Here is a 19,520-nt window from a genome sequence, read left to right as displayed (position 1 = left end):
ATTATCTGTTTGCTGGTTAAGTTTTGCTCGTTTGCTATCACAGGATTTTGCAAAAGATCGCATACGACCTTGATTTGCTTTGGGTCTAAACTTAGAGTAGCCGTCAGTTACCATTTATCCTCACATACTACGAGGTTGATTTGTCACAGTTCCATCAAGCCGTAAAGAGAATTATCGAGCGAGTTCAGCAAGCGGAAGGCAATCAAACACGTCTGGTCGAGCCCCTGAGCGAGAAACCTAATTTCTCATTTATTGATTGGCTTGATGCACAACCACTTTTCCCTAAATTCTACTGGCAGTCCCGCGATACTCGTGAAGAGGTCGTTGCACTAGGGCAATTACACGCTTTTGTTGAGCCAGGCCCTGCTTATACCATTCTAGGTGAAGGGCAACGAGTTTGGGGCGGACGCTCTTTTGACGGCCAGCATGAGAAGAATCGTCGCTGTATGCCTTCTTTCTTCTTTTTGCCTCAAATTGAGTTAATTCGTTTTGACCAACAATGGTCTCTCGCAGTTAATATTTCAGAAGACAAAGCGCGAACCCTAGCAGGACTGCATAAACTGGTTTGTGAGGTCGCGACCTTAGCTCCGATTTCTTCTCACATCCGCTCTATTGTTCATACGCCAAGTCAGCCTCAATGGAATGAGTTAGTTCATAAAGTTCTGACTGGTATAAAGAATGATGATTTTAAGAAAGTGGTATTGGCGCGTCGCTCTACCGTGCAGCTTGATAACACATTAAGTGCTGCACAATTGCTGAAAGCGAGTTACTTAAATAACCATCATAGTTTCCATTTCATGCTGAGCTTAGACAGCAAACACAGCTTTATGGGCTCTACGCCAGAACGTTTGTATTCTCGCGTAGGGCACGAACTTCATACCGAAGCGTTAGCAGGCACGATTGGTCGAGGGGACAACGCCACTCACGATATGGAGTTGGCGAATTGGTTATCCCAAGATGAAAAGAACCTCAATGAAAACCAATATGTAGTTGATGATATTATTGATCGCCTATCACCACATTCCGAAGTGGTTGAAGTAGAGGCCGAGGCAAGTTTGGTTAGGCTACGAAAAGTGCAACACCTCAAGCGAAATATTCACGCGAGCCTAAAGACGGGCATAAACGGTGTTCAGTTGTTATCGGCGCTTCAGCCGACGGCGGCGGTTGCTGGCTTACCTCGACAAGAATCCATGCAGTTTATTCTTGATAATGAGCCCTTTGCACGCGGCTGGTACGCGGGGTCAATGGGTTACATAAGCCATGAACGAGCAGAGTTTTGTGTCGCGATCAGAAGCGCGCTTGTGCTCGGTGACCAAGTACAATTGTTTGCGGGCGCAGGTATTGTGCCAGGCTCTGTGGCAGAGCATGAGTGGGCGGAACTTGATAAGAAAATGTCGACGTTACTTACGCTGATTTCTGATCACCCTCCGTTGGGAGTTGCATCATGAATCATGACCAAGCGGTGCTCAATCGAATTTGGTCAGAAACCATATTGATTGAGCTTCAGCGATTTGGCGTTAAGCATGTTTGCATCGCTCCTGGCTCTCGTTCTACTCCTTTAACTTTAGAGGCGGCAGAACAGTCCAATTTTTCTATTCATACTCACTTTGATGAGCGTGGTCTCGGCTTTATGGCTCTTGGCTTAGCGAAAGCTACTCAAGAGCCAGTGGCAATCATCGTTACCTCTGGTACGGCAGTGGCGAATTTATTACCAGCCGTTGCGGAGGCTAGGCTTACTGGTGAAAAGCTGGTGCTGCTCACTGCAGATCGTCCGATGGAGCTCGTTGGCTGTGGCGCAAACCAAGCGATTAACCAGTTGGGTATTTTTTCACATCATGTCTCGGCCAGCTTGAATTTACCAAGCCCAACTTTAACAACATCGCTTAATTGGTTGCTGACGTCTGTTGACGAAGTGATGTTTACTCAGCAACTGCAAGGCAGTGCTGTTCATATTAACTGTGCATTTCCAGAGCCTTTGTATTCCAATGGTGCAAAAGCGGATTATCAAACCTACTTAGACTCGGTAGCCGGATGGCGAAAAGGAAGTGGTAGTTATACCCAGCGTTTTAGCCACTTATCACAGGCGCAAATCCCGTCTTGTGCGGATAAAAAAGGCTTGGTTGTGATTGGCAGCTTACCGCTTGAACAAGCGAAGTCGGCGCAGGCATTTGCACAAAAGATGGGATGGCCGGTACTTGCAGACCCGCAAAGTGGTCTCAGTTCGGATTGGGCGCATTATGATGTATGGCTTCAACTTCCCGAGTTCGTAAACGAGCTTGAGTCTTGTGAACTTATTATCCAATTTGGTAGCCGAATCATCTCCAAACGTTTGAACCAGTGGATTGATAAACAAGTTTCGCAAAATCAACAAAATAAAGACGTTCAATACTGGTATATCTCGCCGCGTATGGACCGTAATAACCAAAATCATCTGGCGCAAATGCACTGGGTTGAGCTTCCTCAAACTTGGGTTTCTCGCATTAGCTTTGAGAAGCCAATATTTGCTGGGTGGGCTGATAGGTTAGCGAATGGAGTTAAGCGAGTTCATCAACGTATCGAAGAAGCTTTCCTATCTGGTTCAGCGTCTGCCATTGACGAAATTGCGTTGGCAGCAGACATCAACGAGCGCACTAAAAACGCTGATGTCTTTTTGGGTAACAGTTTGTTTGTTCGACTTGTCGATATGTACGGCAAACTTGATGATGTAGAAGTGTTCACTAACCGAGGCGCGTCAGGAATTGACGGTTTGTTTGCTACCGCATCAGGTGTGCAGCGAGCAAGAGGTAATCCGTTACTGATGTATATTGGTGACACATCAGCACTGTATGATCTCAATTCACTAGCGCTGTTTTCTCACAATAAATTGCCGACGGTACTTGTGGTCACAAACAATGATGGTGGCGCAATTTTCGATATGTTACCGGTGCCTCAGGAGCATCGCACTGCGTACTACCAAATGCCCCACGGTTATCAGTTTGAACATGCAGCCAAACAGTTTGGTTTAAAGTATGAGAAGCCAACTACGTTAGAAATGTATCAAGCAATGGTTGCCGAGCACCTGTCGAGTGGCCAAGGCACACTGCTGGTGGAAGTTCAAACCCCACCAAGCCAAGCCGCAGAGTTGATAAAGGCATTTAATAAGAGCCTGCATGCTTCACTCTGAGCGTCTCTCTTCAACTGAAAAACACCAAAGTGGTGATCTTCCCACTCTGGTGTTTTTGCATGGCTTTTTAGGAAGTGGTGCTGATTGGCAAGCTTGTTTGGATGAGCTGACTCAGTTTGAACGAATTGTTATAGACCTTCCTGGTCATGGTCGTAGCCAGTTTACAAAGTGCAACGATCTCGATGATTGCTGCAAACTGCTTAATTCCACACTATCTTTATTATTTCCTCCGCAACAACCACTTATTTTGATTGGTTACTCGATGGGCGGCCGTATTGCGATGCATGGTATTGCCAATCAATGCTTCTCAGATCTCAATATTGTGGGCGCAATTGTTGAAGGGGGAAACTTCGGGCTTCAAACTGAGTCAGAGAAACAGGTGAGATTGGAGAATGATGCTCGCTGGGCAAAGCGTTTCAAAACTGAACCACTTGAACGTGTTTTGAACGATTGGTATCAGCAAGCGGTGTTTTCTTCACTAAACCATGAGCAAAGACAAACATTAATTGCGAAGCGAAGTGATAATCTTGGCTCGGCGGTCGCGAGCATGCTGATGGCAACATCGTTAGCCAAGCAGGCGTATTTGTTGCCCACACTGAAAAAGCAGAATATACCGATGTATTACTTGTGTGGCGCGAAAGACCAAAAATTTAGCCAACTGGCACAACGTAGCGGGTTGGCGTATCGACAAGTTGAAGGCGCAGGACATAACGTTCATCAAGAGCAGCCCCAACAATTTGCGATGCATATTAAGCACATAATTCAATCTCACTTTGGTGAGAGTAACGAGAACAATGGGAATCACCATGGCTAAAACAGTAGGCATTTCTGAAGAAGAACTTTACGCTCCGGTTCAATGGAAAGATTGCAGCGAGAAATACGAGGATATTCACTACCATAAATCTGAAGATGGTATCGCGAAAATTACCATTGCACGCCCACAAGTGCGTAATGCATTCCGCCCTCAAACAGTAAAAGAGATGATTGATGCGTTAGCAGATGCGCGTTACGACTCTGGTGTTGGCGTGATCATTCTGACAGGTCTAGGTGAAGACGCATTCTGTTCTGGCGGCGACCAGAAGATCCGTGGCGACTACGGCGGCTATAAAGACGAGCAAGGTACACACCACCTAAACGTATTGGACTTCCAACGCGATATTCGAACTTGTCCAAAACCTGTGATCGCATCAGTTGCCGGCTGGGCTGTTGGCGGCGGTCATGTACTGCACATGATGTGTGACCTAACAATTGCAGCGGACAACGCGCAGTTTGGTCAAACGGGCCCTAAAGTGGGTTCATTTGATGGTGGTTGGGGCGCGTCTTACATGGCTCGTATCGTAGGCCAGAAGAAAGCACGCGAAATCTGGTTCCTATGTCGTTTCTATAACGCGCAAGAAGCGTTAGACATGGGCTTGGTCAACACGGTTGTGCCGCTAGAAGAGCTAGAGAAAGAAACCGTGCGTTGGTGTCGTGAAGTTCTTCAGCATAGTCCAATGGCGCTACGCTGCCTGAAAGCTGCCTTGAATGCGGACTGTGATGGTCAAGCAGGCCTTCAAGAGCTTGCGGGTAACGCAACGATGATGTTCTACATGACCGATGAAGGCCAAGAAGGTCGTAACGCATTCAACGAGAAACGTCGCCCAGACTTCGACAAATTCCCTCGTAACCCATAATCCGTATAAAAAGAGGAGTGTTTTAGCTCCTCTGTTCCATTTTTCCTGAGCGCCTCGCCCTCTGGGAGGCTGGTGAGATTGCTCGCCAGAACGCTCAAATATACGGCATTACATAGGACTCGAATTATGCGTGAAGCGAAAATTTATCGTTATATCTTGCCCATGGATAGTGGTGTCATCCTGCGAGACAATAAGCTAACTGAACGTGTTGGTTATGTTGTTGTGCTTTCTGAAGGTGACCAAATAGGGCTTGGAGAAGTCGCTCCTCTTCCTGGTTTTAGTTTAGAGAGCACCGAAGATGCTGGTATTCAGCTACAGGAACAAGCGGAGCGTTGGGTCGCAGGATTGGATGTGGATTACGCCAACATGTATCCATCGGTCGCGTTTGGTTTATCGATGGCACAGTTAGAGTTAGCTGGTGGCTTACCCCAACAAGGTAAGTATCAAACAGCGCCGCTGTGTACTGGTGACCCAGACGAGCTCATTCCAAAGCTGAACGAAATGGAAGGCGAGAAAGTCGCGAAAGTAAAAGTCGGGCTTTATGAGCCAATTCGCGATGGCATGCTTGTGAACCTTTTCCTTGAATCTATCCCTCAATTAACGCTTCGACTTGATGCAAACCGCGCTTGGACACCAGAAAAAGCGCAACAGTTTGCTAAATACATTACTCCGTCTCTGCGTCAGCGCATTACCTTTTTGGAAGAGCCGTGCCGCTCTCCTGGCGATAGTCTCTCTTTTGCTATCAATACTGGTATTGCGATTGCTTGGGATGAAACGTTGCAAGATGCGGTTCGTCGAGAGGATTTCCGTCTTGAAGATCTAACTGGTGTGAAAACGATCATCATCAAACCCACACTCATTGGTTCGGTGGATTTTTGTATTACACTGATAGAGAAGGCGAAGTCACTGGGAATGAAAGCGGTTATTAGCTCGAGTATTGAATCCAGTCTCGGTTTAACTCAATTAGCGCGTTTTGCCCAATGGCAGCTGCCTGATGAAGTTCCAGGTTTGGATACGATTGGCTTATTTAAAGCTCAGTTAGAGCAAGGCTGGCCTAAGTGTGAACTTCCCGTTCTTCCTCTGAAAGATCAGGAGATTGTGTGGCATTCTGCATAGACAATGTTGCGAAGGCACCGTGGAAATATTGGGCTCAAACGAGCCCTTTTTCTATTGCGCTCAAGACACCAACAGAAACATTAAACTGGCAACAACTCTCAGTACGTATTGACCAATATGCTTACTATTTGAATGACTTGGGCGTAACGCGGGGAGATGTGCTGACCTTGGTAGGTAAAAACCAAGTAGAAACACTGCTGTTTTATCTTGCTTCCAAGCAGTTAGGCGCACTTGCCGCGCTGACCATGGTACAACCACTCGATACGCTACAGAGTAAACTTGCGACCCTTTATAAACCTGAACAAACTCGGTTTATCTGGTTTGCTCAGGAGTGCGCTTCGACCTTTTCTGAACATGATATACAAAAACTCAAGGCAACATTGCTTTCACTGCCTGTAGTATCACAGCAAGAGAGTGACTCGTTGACTGAAGATAGCTATCATCATGACCGGCTCGCTTCAGTAGTATTTACTTCTGGCTCTACAGGGGAGCCTAAAGCTGTGGTTCATACACATCGACAACACCTTGCATCCGCAGAAGGCTTGTTGCAAGAGTTCATTTTCACTCAGCAAGATTCTTGGCTATTGTCGCTTCCGCTTTATCACGTCTCTGGATTGGCGATTGTATATCGTTGGCTATATGTCGGAGCGACATTGAAAATCGGTACAGGAAAACTTGTCGAAGATATTCAGGGCGTGTCACACGCATCTTTGGTTGCCACGCAGCTCAAACGGCTATTGGATGATGATGCTCACTTGTCATTGACGCATGTGCTATTGGGCGGCAGCCACGTTGCTCACGAGTTGGCGTTGCGAGCAACAGGACGAGGGATTGAGGCGTGGTTAGGTTATGGGATGACGGAAGCAGCCTCTACCGTTACCGCAAAGAGAATTGACAGTATCAGTAATGCTGGACACGTATTGAATCATCGTAAGATAAAGTTGGTTGACCAACGCATTTTTGTCGGTGGTAAAACATTAGCGGCAGGGTATTTTCATCAAGGTCATGTTACTCCGTTTCTGGATGAGAAAGGCTGGTTCGACAGCAAGGATCTCGGTGAGTGGCAAGGTGACGAGTTAAAGATCATCGGCCGTGCCGACAATCAATTTATCTCTGGTGGTGAGAACATTCATTGTGAAGAGATTGAGGCAGCATTGAACCAAATTGATGGCGTGTTGCAGAGCATAGTGGTTCCAGTCGAAGATGCGGAATTTGGTCATCGCCCTGTTGCTGTGATTCAGACCAATTATTTGCGCAGCAAAGCGGAATATGACCTGCATTTGCAACCCAGATTAGAGAAGTTTAAATGGCCAGTGGAATACCATTTAATGCCACAAGTGCTACTAGAAAGTGGGATCAAAGTTTCTCGGAAGGCAGTGAAGGAGTGGCTATTGCCATCAATTAATCATTAGTCAATTTTGCTATGTATTAGTCAGAAAGGGAATTTCGTATCCTTATAACTCTGAATCATAATTATGCTTCTTCGAGGAGAGAAAAGGCATAAGGTTCAGGATGGTAAAGCTAGTATTAATTGCGGCGGTAGCACTACAAATTGGTATTGCAATAAGCAGTGAAGGGCTCGCCCGCTCTCTTGCAGAGCTGACGGCTTTTTTGATCGCTATCGCATTGGTTGTTACATACAAAAACAGCAAACTTGAGCCGTCGTCATCTCAACACGATGAGAAGACCACTAATATCTAAACAATAACCAACTTAGAGAAGTGGTTGAAATTAACACCCACAGAGTTATACCAAATAACAGTGGCTTAGCTCCAGCAGACCTCAGCTTCGAAATTGAAATGCTGCAACCAATCAGGAACAGGCACACCACCAAAGCTTGTTTCGCTCCAACGAAAATACCGTGATAGACCATTTCAAATTGAGGGAAGAAGTCGCTAAACGCGATGGCTGCGCAGTACCAAAAAATGAAATAAGGAATAACTAACTTTTTCGTTCCATTCTCTTTCTGGTCTCTCGAAAAGATCACGGCACTGATCAGTGCGACAGGGATGATCCACAAAGCTCGTGCGAGTTTTAACGTTGTTGCTGTAGTTAGCGCTTCTTCACCGTAGGCTGAGGCAGCCCCAACAACAGAAGACGTGTCATGAATAGCAATCGCGGCCCATGTACCAAATGTGTGTTGATCTAGCCCTAAAGCATGCCCAACCACAGGAAACACGAATAGTGCGATGGAGTTTAGGACAAATACCGTTGCCAGTGCTAATCCAATCTGTTCGTCTTTTGCTTTAATCGCTGGTGCTACAGCGGCAATTGCACTACCACCACAAATTGCTGTACCTGACGAGATTAAGTATGCGGTTACTCGCTCCAACTTAATTATTCTGGCAATGATAGTGCCTATGATCAGTGTGCCCGCAATCGTGGCGATAATCAGACCGATACCATCCGACGTGACAGAGAGTGCTTGCTCAAAGTTGATGCCAAAGCCTAAACCAATAATCGAGTAGGACAGCAGCTTTTTAGTAAAAGAAGCAATGGGCAGTTCTGAAGGCACAAAACCAAAACTTGCGAGTAGAAAACCAATAACTAGGGCAATAGGAGAGGAGACAAAAGGGGTTAAGCAAACGAGTAACGCCAATCCAAACAAGAGGTAGTTTCTATTCAAGGTTTTTATTCGCTGTTGTGAATGAAAGCGCGAGTATATCGCACTGAGTGTGGTCAGTTTGTCTTAATGATTTGAACACATGTTCAGTTATTCTAAACATGTGTTCAAATGTATTTTTATCGCCAGTCGCCTCTAAGTTGATGCACTCTATCGAACATCGTTTTTGCCGTTGCTTCATTTGGTGGAACCGGCTGTCCGGCTTCAATTTCTAGCTTTGACCAAAATCGAGTCGGTAAGCCACAACATGCGCGGCCTTTCGCGCGGCTGAAATAGCTTCCCCATAAGCCTTTGAGTGCCACGGGTATGACAGGTACTGGGCTGCGACGCAGAATAATATCAATGCCACGCATGAATTCATTCATTTCACCGTCTGAGGTTAATTTCCCCTCTGGGAAAATACAGACAATATGTCCTTCGCTTAATGCGGTTTCTACATCATTAAATGCACGCCTGATGGAGTTTCTGTTACTCGCTGAAATTGGAATTACCCCAGTTCTGCGTAAAAAGCGTCTTAGTGGAGGTAGGTTGGCGTAATCTTCCTCCATCACAAAACGAATCAACCTTGGGCATACTGCGCTAAGTAGCAAGGCGTCCATATAGCTCACGTGATTACATACGATTAATGCACCGCCTTGTTCTGGCAAGTTATGTAGGTTTTTATGTTTCACTCGATAAATAGTGTGAGTTAGCATCCAAACCACAAAACGGACAACGAATATCGGTATTTGCAAAAAAATGTAAGCAGCGACCAAGAAATTCAAAATGGCTAACAATGCAAACAACTGAGGAATTGTCATCTTGATGACACTCAGGCACACAATACCTAAGACAGCACTGCCGACCATAAACAGAGAGTTAAAGATGTTGAGCCCTGCGATGACTTGTGCGCGCTCGGTTTCCTTTGCTCTATGTTGCATTAATGCGTAAAGCGGTACGATAAACAGCCCGCCAGAGGCGCCAATCATGAATAGATAGAAAAATAATGGCCAAAAAGGCTCATATCTAAAGAAGTCTACAAAGTTCTGGAAGATAGGTAGGTCACTTGGAATGGAGGTTGCCATCAAGTACCCAAATACCGTAATGCCAAGTGCGCCAATAGGCACAATACCGACTTCGATACGATGATTTGAGATCCAATTGCAAAGTAGCGACCCCAGCGCGATACCAATGGAAAACAGAGCTAGCAAGAAAGACACCGCACTCTCGGTGCCATTTAAGTAAATCTTGGTGAAATTCGGGAACTGGGTTAGATAGGCGGCGCCTAAAAACCAGAACCAGCTTATCGCCATAATACATTGAAAAACAACACGATCTGATTTTGCGATGGATAGCGTGTGTTTAGTTTGTTTGTACGGTTGCCAACGAAAAGAAAGATTAGGTGCGCTGGCGGCTGCAAAGGGTATTGATCGGCTCGACAAATATCCCAACAATGCAAAGAGTACGACACAAAATGCGGCAAGGTATTTTGCGTTGTCTGCTGAGGCGATAATTCCAGCACCTAGGGTACCAATAAGGATGGCGATAAAGGTACCAGCTTCAACAAGGGCGTTGCCTGGCACTAACTCTTTCGCGTTTAATTTTTGGGGCAAAAGGGCATATTTAACCGGTCCAAAGAATGCTGACTGTGTGCCCATTAAGAACAGTAGCAGCAAAAGCACACCATAACTTTCGGTTATAAAACCAATGGCGCCCAAAAGCATGATGGCGATTTCAAACAGCTTTACCTTGCGAATAAACCATGATTTTTCATATTTATCGGCTAATACGCCAGCTGAAGCGGAGAATAGAAAGAACGGTAGAATGAACAAGCCAGCCGCTAAATTGATGAACAAGTTGCTCGAAATAGGTAGTGCGCTGGATCCCGCGAAGGCGACAAACAGCAGCAAAACGTTTTTAAAAATATTGTCGTTGAAAGCGCCAAAAAACTGAGTGATGAAATAGGGTAGGAACTTTCTTTGCGTAAGTAAGGACGGCTGTCTGTCGGACGACATGGATAATCCTTTGTTACCAGTTTGTGAGGTAGTTAGAAAGCAGGTTACTGATTAATTCTTTACCATCAATGGGTTCACTAGAGAAAAATTTATCATCAACACTGAGTAAAGTAATGCCGTGTACGCCAGACCAAAGCACTCGACTCGCTTGAATCACTTCGGACTCGGTACGATGTGGTGCGATTTGAGCCAATAGTGACTCCAGCATTCCTGTCATCCCGTCGATACGTTTGGCATGCCATTCTGGAAGCTCTGCACCATTCATGTTGTGCTCGAAGACTAACTGCCAACGGTAAGGGTGCTTTTGAGCGAAATCGTGGTAGCAATAAGCCAGTTCAAATAGAGCTTGATGAGCGTCTTTACTACTATTGGTCGCCTTCAATGCTTCTTGGGAGAGTTCGTCTAAAGTTTGCGCGACTACGTGTAAAAGTAACAGGTTATAGTTGCCAAAAATGTTGACTAATGTGCTTGGCACGTAACCAATCATGTTAGCTATTTTACGAAGACTGAGTTCGTGGTAAGAATTCTCATCTAAAAAGTTTTTGACTGTTGTTAAAGTCAAATTCACTAACTCTTCTCTGGTGTGATCGTTTCTGCGCGCCATACTCTCAAACTGCTTTATTGAACATCGTTCAATATGATAGTCAGCTACCTATTAACCGTCAACAAGGCAATATACTCAAGTGACGTCAAGGTCCAGGATTCTGAGCTGTGTCACTGATTCTAATTCAAGTAAAACATCCCCGAGTAGTAGCGAGTTCATTCCCAGCATTTCTAAACGAACCAAGTATCTCGAAGTTAACCGAGAGCGGTCTGTATCGTTGGCAATATTCTGATACATGTCAGCTTCTGTAAGCTGTTTTCATCAACAGGCATACAGAGTATGATGACGCAACAATCATCTTTGGCGTGCTACTGTTTGAAACAATCGTTGTTTCGTCTGATAGAGCACAATCTTAGATAGCTAACTTTAAGGATAACGATGAAACGTTTATTTTCTATTGTTGCTCTGTTGATGTTTACCGTTGCTGTAACGCCTATCGCGGAAGCGAAGAAGTTTGGTGGCAGTAAGTCTTTCGGTAAGAGCTACAAAACAGCGCCAGCACCAAAACAACAGCAACAAAACACCAATACGGTAGGCAAAGATCAGACGGCGAAGTCTTCAAGTAAAAAAGGCTTAATGGGCGGTCTGCTAGGCGGACTTCTTGCTGGTGGTCTACTTGCTGCATTCTTTGGCGGTGCTTTTGAAGGTATCCAATTTATGGATATCCTAATTATTGGTTTGATTGCCTTTGTCATCTTTAAATTAATGCGCGGTATGCTAGGTGCGAAGCAGGGCAGTATGAACCAGCATCGTCAGCAACCTGCATTTGGTGGTAACGCATCTAAGTTTGAGCAACCAAACATGCAAAACTTTGAGCAACAGCCAAACACAAATAATGGTGGCTTTGGTGGTTTCGGCGCTCAAACGGACGTACCACATAACTACCCACCGGGCTTTGACCAAGCAGCGTTTATTAACGGCTCTCGTGAACACTACCGAATCCTGCAAGGTGCGTGGAATCACAATCAACTGGAAACCATTGAAGAATATGTTTCTCCAAGCTTGTTTGAAGATCTGAAAGCAGAGCGCGCGAAGCTCGACGGTGAGCAGCATACTGATGTAATGTACGTTGATGCAGAGATCGTCCGTGCCGATTACGATGCAAATAAAGCACAGCTTAGCCTGCAGTTTAGCGGTCGTTACCGTGACACAGTAGAAGGTGTTGAAGAAGAAATCGAAGATATCTGGCACCTAGAGCGTGACCTGACTGTGCCTAATGCACCATGGTTAATCGTTGGTATTCAAGGCTAGTCACCTTTAAACCAATTTAGTCACTAATAAAAATCCCGCGCCCCCTGCGGGATTTTTTGTATCTGTCGTTTGTATTTACGAAAGGTGTTTTTATAAAACCTGCCAGATGGAGACTTCATCATGGCTCGCGCTTAACTCTGCCGAATATCTTTTTGCTAGTCAGTCCTCAAGTGTTTTACTGAATGTTTTTAGCATTCACATTATGGTCATTGCGATAAAACAAGGACAAAGTGCTAGTTCATTGTTTGTATTACAACGACCAGATCCGAACTTTGGCCATCGGAGATTCGCTTCGGCCCAGTTGTTAAAGTAGGATCCAAACAGAGGTAGAATAGCGAAGAAGTTGGGTTAAATAAGGAGGGGCTTGTTACTTTACTTTATCAAGAGTCCGAAACGAAAAAAGCCAGCTCAATGAGCTGGCTTTTTCAATATGGTGGAGGGGGACGGATTCGAACCATCGAAGGCAGTGCCGGCAGATTTACAGTCTGCTCCCTTTGGCCACTCGGGAACCCCTCCAGGGTGTTTTATACTTGAATGATAGTTTCCCAACCTAGCTTCCAAGTTGTTCTTATGTTTAAAGGAAAAACACAAGAAAGAATATGGTGGAGGGGGACGGATTCGAACCATCGAAGGCAGTGCCGGCAGATTTACAGTCTGCTCCCTTTGGCCACTCGGGAACCCCTCCAGGGTGTTTTATACTTAAAAGATAGTTTCCCAACCTAGCTTCCAAGTTGTTCTTATGTTTAAAGGAAAAACACAAGAAAGAATATGGTGGAGGGGGACGGATTCGAACCATCGAAGGCAGTGCCGGCAGATTTACAGTCTGCTCCCTTTGGCCACTCGGGAACCCCTCCAGGGTGTTTTATACTTAAAAGATAGTTTCCCAACCTAACTTCCAAGTTGTTCTTATGTTTAAAGGAAAAACACAAGAGAGAATATGGTGGAGGGGGACGGATTCGAACCATCGAAGGCAGTGCCGGCAGATTTACAGTCTGCTCCCTTTGGCCACTCGGGAACCCCTCCAGGGTGTTTTATACTTAAAAGATAGTTTCCCAACCTAGCTTCCAAGTTGTTCTTATGTTTAAAGGAAAAACACAAGAAAGAATATGGTGGAGGGGGACGGATTCGAACCATCGAAGGCAGTGCCGGCAGATTTACAGTCTGCTCCCTTTGGCCACTCGGGAACCCCTCCAGGGTGTTTTATACTTGAATGATAGTTTCCCAACCTAGCTTCCAAGTTGTTCTTATGTTTAAAGGAAAAACACAAGAAAGAATATGGTGGAGGGGGACGGATTCGAACCATCGAAGGCAGTGCCGGCAGATTTACAGTCTGCTCCCTTTGGCCACTCGGGAACCCCTCCAGAGGATTTTTATACTTAGCAAGATGTTTTCCCAACTCATCTCCCAAGTGCGGAGCGAATCATAGCAAACTCGCTCAGGCTGTAAAGCGTTTTTCTTGCGTTTTTACGTTGAATGCTGTCTTTTTGGGCAAAGATGGTAGAAAGTCAGCGTTTTGTGTGTCCTTTGAACAGAAGAGAAACGCTCTTTTTACTTGAATTTACACTACTTGACGTTAAACCACGTATCTACTGATAAAATGTAAGCAGTTTAATGACATAAGTTTATTCGTTTAGAAGTCAATATCATGAGCATGAAAGCCACGTTATCGTTATCTGTTTTAACGCTTTCTATATTAATGAGTTCTCCATCAGCTTTCGCAGCTATGCGAGGCTCAGCAGTTACCGTCGTAACTGAACAAGTAGAAACGCACGAGATCAATCAATCCTTATCGCTTATCGGTAAATTAGAAGCGGCGGAGTCTGTGGTTGTTGCATCGGAAGTCGCCGGCAAAGTGAATCAAATCGCTGTTAAAGCGAATCAAAATGTCCAACAAGGTCAGCTGTTAATCAAGTTGGATGATGATAAGGCTCAAGCCGCTTTGATTGAGGCAAAGGCGTACCTTAAAGATGAACAACGTAAGCTAAAAGAGTTTCAACGTTTGGTTAAGCGAAATGCTATCACCCAAACTGAGATCGACGCACAAAAAGCAAGTGTTGAAATCGCACAAGCAAGGCTGGACGCCGCTCAAGCAAATTTGGCCGATCTTCATATTACGGCTCCATTCTCTGGCACTGTTGGTTTCATCGATTTTAGTCGCGGTAAAATGGTTAGCGCGGGTACAGAGCTGTTGACCTTGGATGACCTTTCCGTCATGGAGCTGGACTTACAAGTACCGGAGCGCTATTTATCAATGCTTTCTATTGGTATGGAAGTCATTGCCAAAACCAGTGCATGGGGTGAACAGATGTTTACTGGTCAAGTCACAGGTATTGATACGCGAATCAGCGCAGAAACGCTGAACCTGCGTGTACGTATTGAGTTTGAGAACCCTGAAAACCTCTTAAAGCCGGGCATGTTAATGAATGCATCATTGGCCTTCCCTGCGATTGAAGCGCCAATTATCCCGGTTCAAGCACTAGAATACTCTGGCACCAAGCGTTACGTATACGTCATCGATGGCAACAATAAAGCGACTCGACAAGAAGTCATTCTCGGTGCTCGTGTCGATAACGAAGTCGTTATTGAGTCAGGCGTTGAAGTTGGCGACAAAATTGTTGTACAGGGCATCGTTAATATGCGAGATGGTGTTGAAGTTAAGGAAATTGTCGCACCAGGAAAGGCAGAAACAGCTAACGCAACTGGTAATCAAGGTGTTCAAAGCACGCAAGACGAAGCGGCTAAGGAAGCAAACTAATGTTACTTTCTGACGTTTCTGTAAAACGCCCAGTCGCAGCGTTGGTATTGAGTATGCTGCTGTGTGTATTTGGTTTTGTATCCTTTACGAAACTAGCGGTGCGAGAAATGCCGGACATTGAAAGTCCGGTCGTTTCCATTAGTACGCGTTATGAGGGCGCTTCCGCGACGATCATCGAGAGTCAAATTACTTCTGTATTAGAAGATCAGCTTTCAGGCATCAGCGGAATAGATGAGATCAGTTCGACGACGCGAAACAGCAGTTCGCGTATCACGATCACTTTTGAGCTAGGTTACGATCTCAATACGGGTGTTAGTGATGTTCGCGACGCGGTGGCTCGCGCTCAACGTTCGCTACCTGATGAAGCGGACGATCCAATTGTCTACAAGAATAACGGTTCAGGTCAGGCCTCCCTATATATAAACCTCAGCTCTGCAGAGATGGACCGCACTCAATTGACGGATTATGCCGAACGTGTATTGATGGATCGCTTTAGCTTGATCTCTGGGGTGAGCTCCATTGATCTTTCTGGTGGTTTGTACAAAGTGATGTACGTGAAGCTTAAGCCAGAGCTGATGGCGGGGCGCTCAGTCACGGCTTCGGACATTACATCGGCACTGCGAAGTGAAAACTTAGAAAGTCCGGGTGGTGAAGTTCGTAATGATTCGACAGTCATGTCGGTACGGACAGCGCGTAGCTATAACACGCCGGAAGATTTTCAGTACCTCGTGATTAAAAGGGCAAGCGACAATACGCCTATCTATTTGAAAGATGTCGCTGATGTTTTTATCGGTGCAGAGAACGAAAACTCGACCTTTAAAAGCGATGGCGTCGTCAATGTTAGTTTGGGGGTTGTTCCTCAGTCTGATGCGAACCCGTTAGAAGTAGCAAAATTAGTTCGAGCTGAAGTTGATAATATCCAGAAGTTCTTGCCGGAAGGAACGCGGCTTGCTATCGACTACGATGCGACGGTGTTTATCGAGCGTTCGATAGAAGAGGTATATAGCACGCTGTTTATTACGGGCGGTTTGGTTATTTTGGTGTTGTACATCTTCATTGGTCAAGCTCGTGCAACCTTGATCCCAGCTGTTACGGTTCCGGTATCGCTGATTTCCTCATTCATTGCCGCTTATTACTTTGGCTTTTCTATCAACTTAATCACCTTGATGGCGTTGATCCTGTCTATCGGCTTGGTAGTGGATGACGCGATTGTGGTTGTTGAAAACATCTTCCACCATATCGAACGTGGTGAATCGCCTTTGCTTGCGGCCTATAAAGGCACGCGGGAAGTAGGCTTTGCCGTTATCGCGACAACGCTAGTGCTGGTGATGGTATTCCTGCCGATTTCTTTTATGGATGGCATGGTAGGTCTGCTATTTACTGAGTTTTCTGTCTTGTTGGCGATGTCAGTAATTTTCTCGTCTTTGATCGCCCTAACATTAACTCCTGTATTGGGTAGTCAGATTTTGAAGGCGAATGTAAAACCAAATCGATTTAATCAAGTGGTCGATCGCCTATTTAGTAAACTTGAGAGTGGTTACCGCTCATTATTGAAAGGCGCATTGAAAATGCGTTGGGCTGCACCGCTGGTGATTTTGGCGTGTTTGGGCGGCAGTTACTTCTTGATGAACCAAGTGCCAGCCCAGTTGACCCCTCAAGAAGATCGCGGCGTGATGTTTGCGTTTGTACGCGGGGCTGATGCTACGTCATACAATCGTATGTCAGCCAATATGGACATTGTTGAAGACCGATTGATGCCATTACTCGGGCAAGGGTATCTGAAGTCGTTTAGTATCCAAACGCCTGCATTTGGTGGACAGGCAGGCGATCAAACCGGCTTTGTTATCATGATTCTAGAAGACTGGAACGAGCGAGATGTAACAGCTCAGGAAGCGCTTAACAAAGTGCGTGGTGCACTGGCTGGCATACCTGATGTTCGAGTGTTCCCATTCATGCCTGGTTTCCAAGGTGGTTCGAGTGAGCCTGTTCAGTTTGTGTTAGGTGGCTCTGATTACGATGAACTTCTCGTCTGGGCTGAAATGTTGAAAAACAAAGCAGAAGAATCGCCAATGATGGAAGGTGCTGAGATCGATTACTCAGAGAAAACGCCAGAGCTATTGGTTACGGTCGACAGACAGCGTGCCGCAGAACTAGGGGTCAGTGTCAAAGACATTTCTGATACGCTAGAAATCATGCTTGGTGGTAAAAGTGAAACGACTTATGTTGAGCGTGGCGAAGAGTATGATGTGTATCTTCGTGGTGATGAAAACAGCTTTAATAATGCAGCGGATTTAAGCCAGATTTATCTGCGAACTAATAGTGGGCAGTTAGTGACTTTAGACGCGGTCACTAAAATTGAAGAAGTGGCAGCTTCTATTCGTCTATCTCATTACAACAAACAGAAATCCATCACTATTACGGCTAATCTGTCAGAAGGCTACACATTAGGAGATGCGCTGAATTACCTTGATCAACAAGCGATAGACAACTTACCAGGTGACATCTCGGTGAGTTATTCTGGCGAGTCAAAAGACTTTAAAGAGAACCAAGCGAGTGTTGCTGTCGTGTTTGCGTTGGCATTGCTTGTGGCGTATCTCGTGTTGGCGGCTCAGTTTGAAAGCTTCGTGAATCCGTTAGTGGTGATGTTTACGGTGCCGATGGGCGTATTTGGTGGCTTCCTTGGCTTGGTTGTGATGGGGCAAGGCATGAACATTTACAGCCAGATTGGCATGATCATGTTGATCGGCATGGTGACGAAAAACGGCATTTTGATTGTCGAATTTGCCAACCAGTTACGTGACCGTGGTGTTGAATTCGAAAAAGCGGTTATTGATGCAGCTGCGCGACGTCTACGCCCGATCTTGATGACAGCATTTACCACGCTTGCTGGTGCTATCCCGTTGATTGTATCGACAGGGGCAGGTTATGAGAGCCGTATTGCCGTGGGTACCGTGATCTTTTTCGGGATGGGATTTGCGACATTGGTGACCTTGTTTGTCATCCCGGCTATGTACCGATTGATTTCGGCGAAAACACAGGCGCCAGGTCATGTAGAAGCAGAATTGAACAAAGCACTCAGCCACGATACAAAAGGCCGTATTGCTCATCCTTAGCCGCTGTACGTAAAGCTTTGATTGAAAACACCGAACAAAAGTTGTTCGGTGTTTTTTTATATTGAGAGTGATTACTTATAGATCTAATGATTATTTTTGTTTATTATTTCGCCACTTCTTCGAGGGGCACAGGACTCGCTCATCGTATTGACTGAATGTCGGGTCTTGTTAGGTGTCATGCCGGGAAAGCAGCATATACCTATTATTATTTGAGGTGTTCTCTTGAAAAAAGTACGTGGTAGTTACATGGTAGAAATGGTTTTAGTTGCGGGTGTTATGGCGTTGTTAGCGACCACTGCACTTCCGACGTTAACGAATGCACTAAAAGATCGTCAAGATGGCATTTTACACTCTCTCGATGCCGGGCAACCAAGTAGCCATGTGAATCAAGAGACAACAGAAAAGTTCTCCGCTCAGTAACTGATGACACACCGTAGATTGTAAAACAAGCCGAGGTAAAAACCTCGGCTTGTTTGTATTTCAATTCTGGTAACTTGGTGCTATCTAATGTTAGAAGCGTTTCCCTAAGCTAACTTGCACACCTTCGTAGCTGTCGTAAAAATCTTCAAAGCCCATATCTGCGACATTATAGATGTACTCTGCGCGCAACCAGATATCTTTGCTCATATCCCAATGGACACCAGCACCGATATTGAATAGTGCTCCTGAATCATCTGTGATTTTTTGTTGGTTTGGAACGTACATTTCTGCCTGAGTCCCTAACGCGGTCACGCGGCCGAACAAAGAAAGTGGCGTATCGCCAAGGTTATCACTGGTCAATACAGCTGACATACCCGCTTGGTAATAGTGCAAATCCAAATCTGTTTTCAGTTTGTCGTTCTTAAGTTCGTTTTGGGAATAGCGAAGCACACCTTCAAACGCAAGGTATTGATTGACATGATAGCCCCAACCAACAGTGATATGTGGTGTGGACCACTCATTGTCTCTGTCTGAGCCAAAATAGGGTGTATCAAAACCGACGTTACCAGTACCCAGATAAAAATAAGATTGATGAGTTTGTTCTTGAGCAGCAAAAGTCGGCACACTGATGGTCAAGGCAGACAATAATAGAATGGCGTTTTTCATAACTTGACGATAACCTTTGTAAAAGACCGTTGTAATGAGTTGTGTTAATATCAATTTAATCAATAAGATAGATGGCGTTTATCATATCAGCTTTTACGCAAAGGTAGTCATTTAGACTGGGAATTGTTGCGCTAAAGCAGAC

General features: G+C 45.4%; 15 protein-coding genes and 6 tRNA genes. 11 read left to right on the top strand and 10 right to left on the bottom strand.

Translation table 11 applies throughout. The features are described from left to right. Positions 1-140 precede the first annotated feature (140 nt). From FR741_RS10670 to FR741_RS10640, 7 genes are all read left to right on the top strand, one after another. Positions 141-1,448 (top strand): isochorismate synthase, encoded by a 1,308-nt coding sequence (locus FR741_RS10670; protein ID WP_167426773.1) that lies wholly within the window; start codon positions 141-143, stop codon positions 1,446-1,448. Continuing rightward, on the top strand, positions 1,445-3,163 hold the full coding sequence (gene menD, locus FR741_RS10665; protein WP_167426772.1) for a 2-succinyl-5-enolpyruvyl-6-hydroxy-3-cyclohexene-1-carboxylic-acid synthase: 1,719 nt from the start codon (positions 1,445-1,447) through the stop codon (positions 3,161-3,163). Before FR741_RS10670 ends, menD begins: the two co-directional genes overlap by 4 nt. Beyond that, positions 3,150-3,977, top strand: a complete 828-nt coding sequence (gene menH, locus FR741_RS10660; protein ID WP_134648062.1) for a 2-succinyl-6-hydroxy-2,4-cyclohexadiene-1-carboxylate synthase — start codon at positions 3,150-3,152, stop codon at positions 3,975-3,977. Before menD ends, menH begins: the two co-directional genes overlap by 14 nt. Continuing rightward, positions 3,970-4,836, top strand: coding sequence for a 1,4-dihydroxy-2-naphthoyl-CoA synthase (gene menB / locus FR741_RS10655; protein ID WP_005390550.1), 867 nt, complete (start codon positions 3,970-3,972; stop codon positions 4,834-4,836). Before menH ends, menB begins: the two co-directional genes overlap by 8 nt. 126 nt (positions 4,837-4,962) lie before the next feature. Beyond that, positions 4,963-5,952: an o-succinylbenzoate synthase gene (menC, locus tag FR741_RS10650; RefSeq protein ID WP_046874206.1), complete on the top strand. Its 990-nt coding sequence runs from the start codon at positions 4,963-4,965 to the stop codon at positions 5,950-5,952. Next, entirely contained in the window at positions 5,937-7,364 is a 1,428-nt protein-coding gene (menE, locus tag FR741_RS10645; RefSeq protein ID WP_167426771.1) for an o-succinylbenzoate--CoA ligase, read from the top strand. Before menC ends, menE begins: the two co-directional genes overlap by 16 nt. Before the next feature lie 100 nt (positions 7,365-7,464). Then, a complete protein-coding gene (locus tag FR741_RS10640; RefSeq protein WP_005390556.1) occupies positions 7,465-7,653 on the top strand; it encodes a hypothetical protein in 189 nt (62 codons plus the stop codon). Here FR741_RS10640 and FR741_RS10635 read toward each other — a convergent pair. The 3 genes from FR741_RS10635 to FR741_RS10625 form a co-directional block, all read right to left on the bottom strand. Then, positions 7,643-8,578: a YeiH family protein gene (locus FR741_RS10635; protein ID WP_170903023.1), complete on the bottom strand. Its 936-nt coding sequence runs from the start codon at positions 8,576-8,578 to the stop codon at positions 7,643-7,645. The two genes, FR741_RS10640 and FR741_RS10635, sit on opposite strands and share 11 nt — an antisense overlap. A 116-nt stretch (positions 8,579-8,694) precedes the next feature. After that, positions 8,695-10,569, bottom strand: coding sequence for an MFS transporter (locus FR741_RS10630; protein WP_167426770.1), 1,875 nt, complete (start codon positions 10,567-10,569; stop codon positions 8,695-8,697). A gap of 13 nt (positions 10,570-10,582) precedes the next feature. After that, positions 10,583-11,173 carry a TetR/AcrR family transcriptional regulator gene (locus tag FR741_RS10625; protein ID WP_006743255.1) on the bottom strand — a complete coding sequence of 197 codons (591 nt, stop codon included), beginning with the start codon at positions 11,171-11,173 and terminating at the stop codon, positions 10,583-10,585. A 378-nt stretch (positions 11,174-11,551) separates the two neighbouring features. Between FR741_RS10625 and FR741_RS10620 the strand changes: the two genes are divergently transcribed. After that, entirely contained in the window at positions 11,552-12,424 is an 873-nt protein-coding gene (locus tag FR741_RS10620) for a Tim44 domain-containing protein (protein WP_046874203.1), read from the top strand. A gap of 431 nt (positions 12,425-12,855) precedes the next feature. On the opposite strand, the gene FR741_RS10615 is transcribed toward FR741_RS10620, so the two are convergent. The 6 genes from FR741_RS10615 to FR741_RS10590 form a co-directional block, all read right to left on the bottom strand. After that, positions 12,856-12,940 (bottom strand) — tRNA-Tyr (locus FR741_RS10615). Positions 12,941-13,024: 84 nt separating this feature from the next. Further along, positions 13,025-13,109: transfer RNA gene (locus FR741_RS10610), tRNA-Tyr, on the bottom strand. A gap of 84 nt (positions 13,110-13,193) precedes the next feature. Continuing rightward, positions 13,194-13,278: transfer RNA gene (locus FR741_RS10605), tRNA-Tyr, on the bottom strand. A gap of 84 nt (positions 13,279-13,362) precedes the next feature. Next, a tRNA-Tyr gene (locus tag FR741_RS10600) sits at positions 13,363-13,447 on the bottom strand. Between the two features lie 84 nt (positions 13,448-13,531). Further along, positions 13,532-13,616 (bottom strand) — tRNA-Tyr (locus FR741_RS10595). A gap of 84 nt (positions 13,617-13,700) precedes the next feature. Continuing rightward, positions 13,701-13,785: transfer RNA gene (locus FR741_RS10590), tRNA-Tyr, on the bottom strand. Between the two features lie 284 nt (positions 13,786-14,069). On the opposite strand from FR741_RS10590, the gene FR741_RS10585 reads away from it, so the two are divergent. The 3 genes from FR741_RS10585 (at position 14,070) to FR741_RS10575 (ending at position 18,712) form a co-directional block, all read left to right on the top strand. Continuing rightward, a complete protein-coding gene (locus FR741_RS10585; protein ID WP_167426769.1) occupies positions 14,070-15,179 on the top strand; it encodes an efflux RND transporter periplasmic adaptor subunit in 1,110 nt (369 codons plus the stop codon). Beyond that, entirely contained in the window at positions 15,179-18,292 is a 3,114-nt protein-coding gene (gene vmeF / locus FR741_RS10580) for a multidrug efflux RND transporter permease subunit VmeF (RefSeq protein WP_046874696.1), read from the top strand. Before FR741_RS10585 ends, vmeF begins: the two co-directional genes overlap by 1 nt. A gap of 222 nt (positions 18,293-18,514) precedes the next feature. Further along, positions 18,515-18,712, top strand: a complete 198-nt coding sequence (locus tag FR741_RS10575) for a type II secretion system protein (protein WP_005390570.1) — start codon at positions 18,515-18,517, stop codon at positions 18,710-18,712. A 90-nt stretch (positions 18,713-18,802) separates the two neighbouring features. Here the strand turns inward: FR741_RS10575 and FR741_RS10570 are convergent, their stop codons facing one another. Next, entirely contained in the window at positions 18,803-19,378 is a 576-nt protein-coding gene (locus FR741_RS10570; protein WP_167426768.1) for a porin family protein, read from the bottom strand. Between the last annotated feature and the right edge of the window lie 142 nt (positions 19,379-19,520).

The sequence above is a fragment of the Vibrio diabolicus genome (genome assembly GCF_011801455.1).
GTDB lineage: Bacteria > Pseudomonadota > Gammaproteobacteria > Enterobacterales > Vibrionaceae > Vibrio > Vibrio diabolicus.
The sequence above is the reverse complement of the archived record's forward strand: the minus strand, read 5'-3'. Positions and strand labels throughout refer to the sequence as shown.

Bases quoted from the DNA above. Each gene is read 5' to 3' on its own strand.
- menD (WP_167426772.1), top strand. From the start codon at position 1,445: ATGAATCATGACCAAGCGGTGCTCAATCGAATTTGGTCAGAAACCATA.
- menH (WP_134648062.1), top strand. From the start codon at position 3,150: ATGCTTCACTCTGAGCGTCTCTCTTCAACTGAAAAACACCAAAGTGGT.
- menB (WP_005390550.1), top strand. From the start codon at position 3,970: ATGGCTAAAACAGTAGGCATTTCTGAAGAAGAACTTTACGCTCCGGTT.
- menC (WP_046874206.1), top strand. From the start codon at position 4,963: ATGCGTGAAGCGAAAATTTATCGTTATATCTTGCCCATGGATAGTGGT.
- FR741_RS10640 (WP_005390556.1), top strand. From the start codon at position 7,465: ATGGTAAAGCTAGTATTAATTGCGGCGGTAGCACTACAAATTGGTATT.
- FR741_RS10630 (WP_167426770.1), bottom strand. From the start codon at position 10,569: ATGTCGTCCGACAGACAGCCGTCCTTACTTACGCAAAGAAAGTTCCTA.
- FR741_RS10625 (WP_006743255.1), bottom strand. From the start codon at position 11,173: ATGGCGCGCAGAAACGATCACACCAGAGAAGAGTTAGTGAATTTGACT.
- FR741_RS10620 (WP_046874203.1), top strand. From the start codon at position 11,552: ATGAAACGTTTATTTTCTATTGTTGCTCTGTTGATGTTTACCGTTGCT.
- FR741_RS10585 (WP_167426769.1), top strand. From the start codon at position 14,070: ATGAGCATGAAAGCCACGTTATCGTTATCTGTTTTAACGCTTTCTATA.
- vmeF (WP_046874696.1), top strand. From the start codon at position 15,179: ATGTTACTTTCTGACGTTTCTGTAAAACGCCCAGTCGCAGCGTTGGTA.
- FR741_RS10570 (WP_167426768.1), bottom strand. From the start codon at position 19,378: ATGAAAAACGCCATTCTATTATTGTCTGCCTTGACCATCAGTGTGCCG.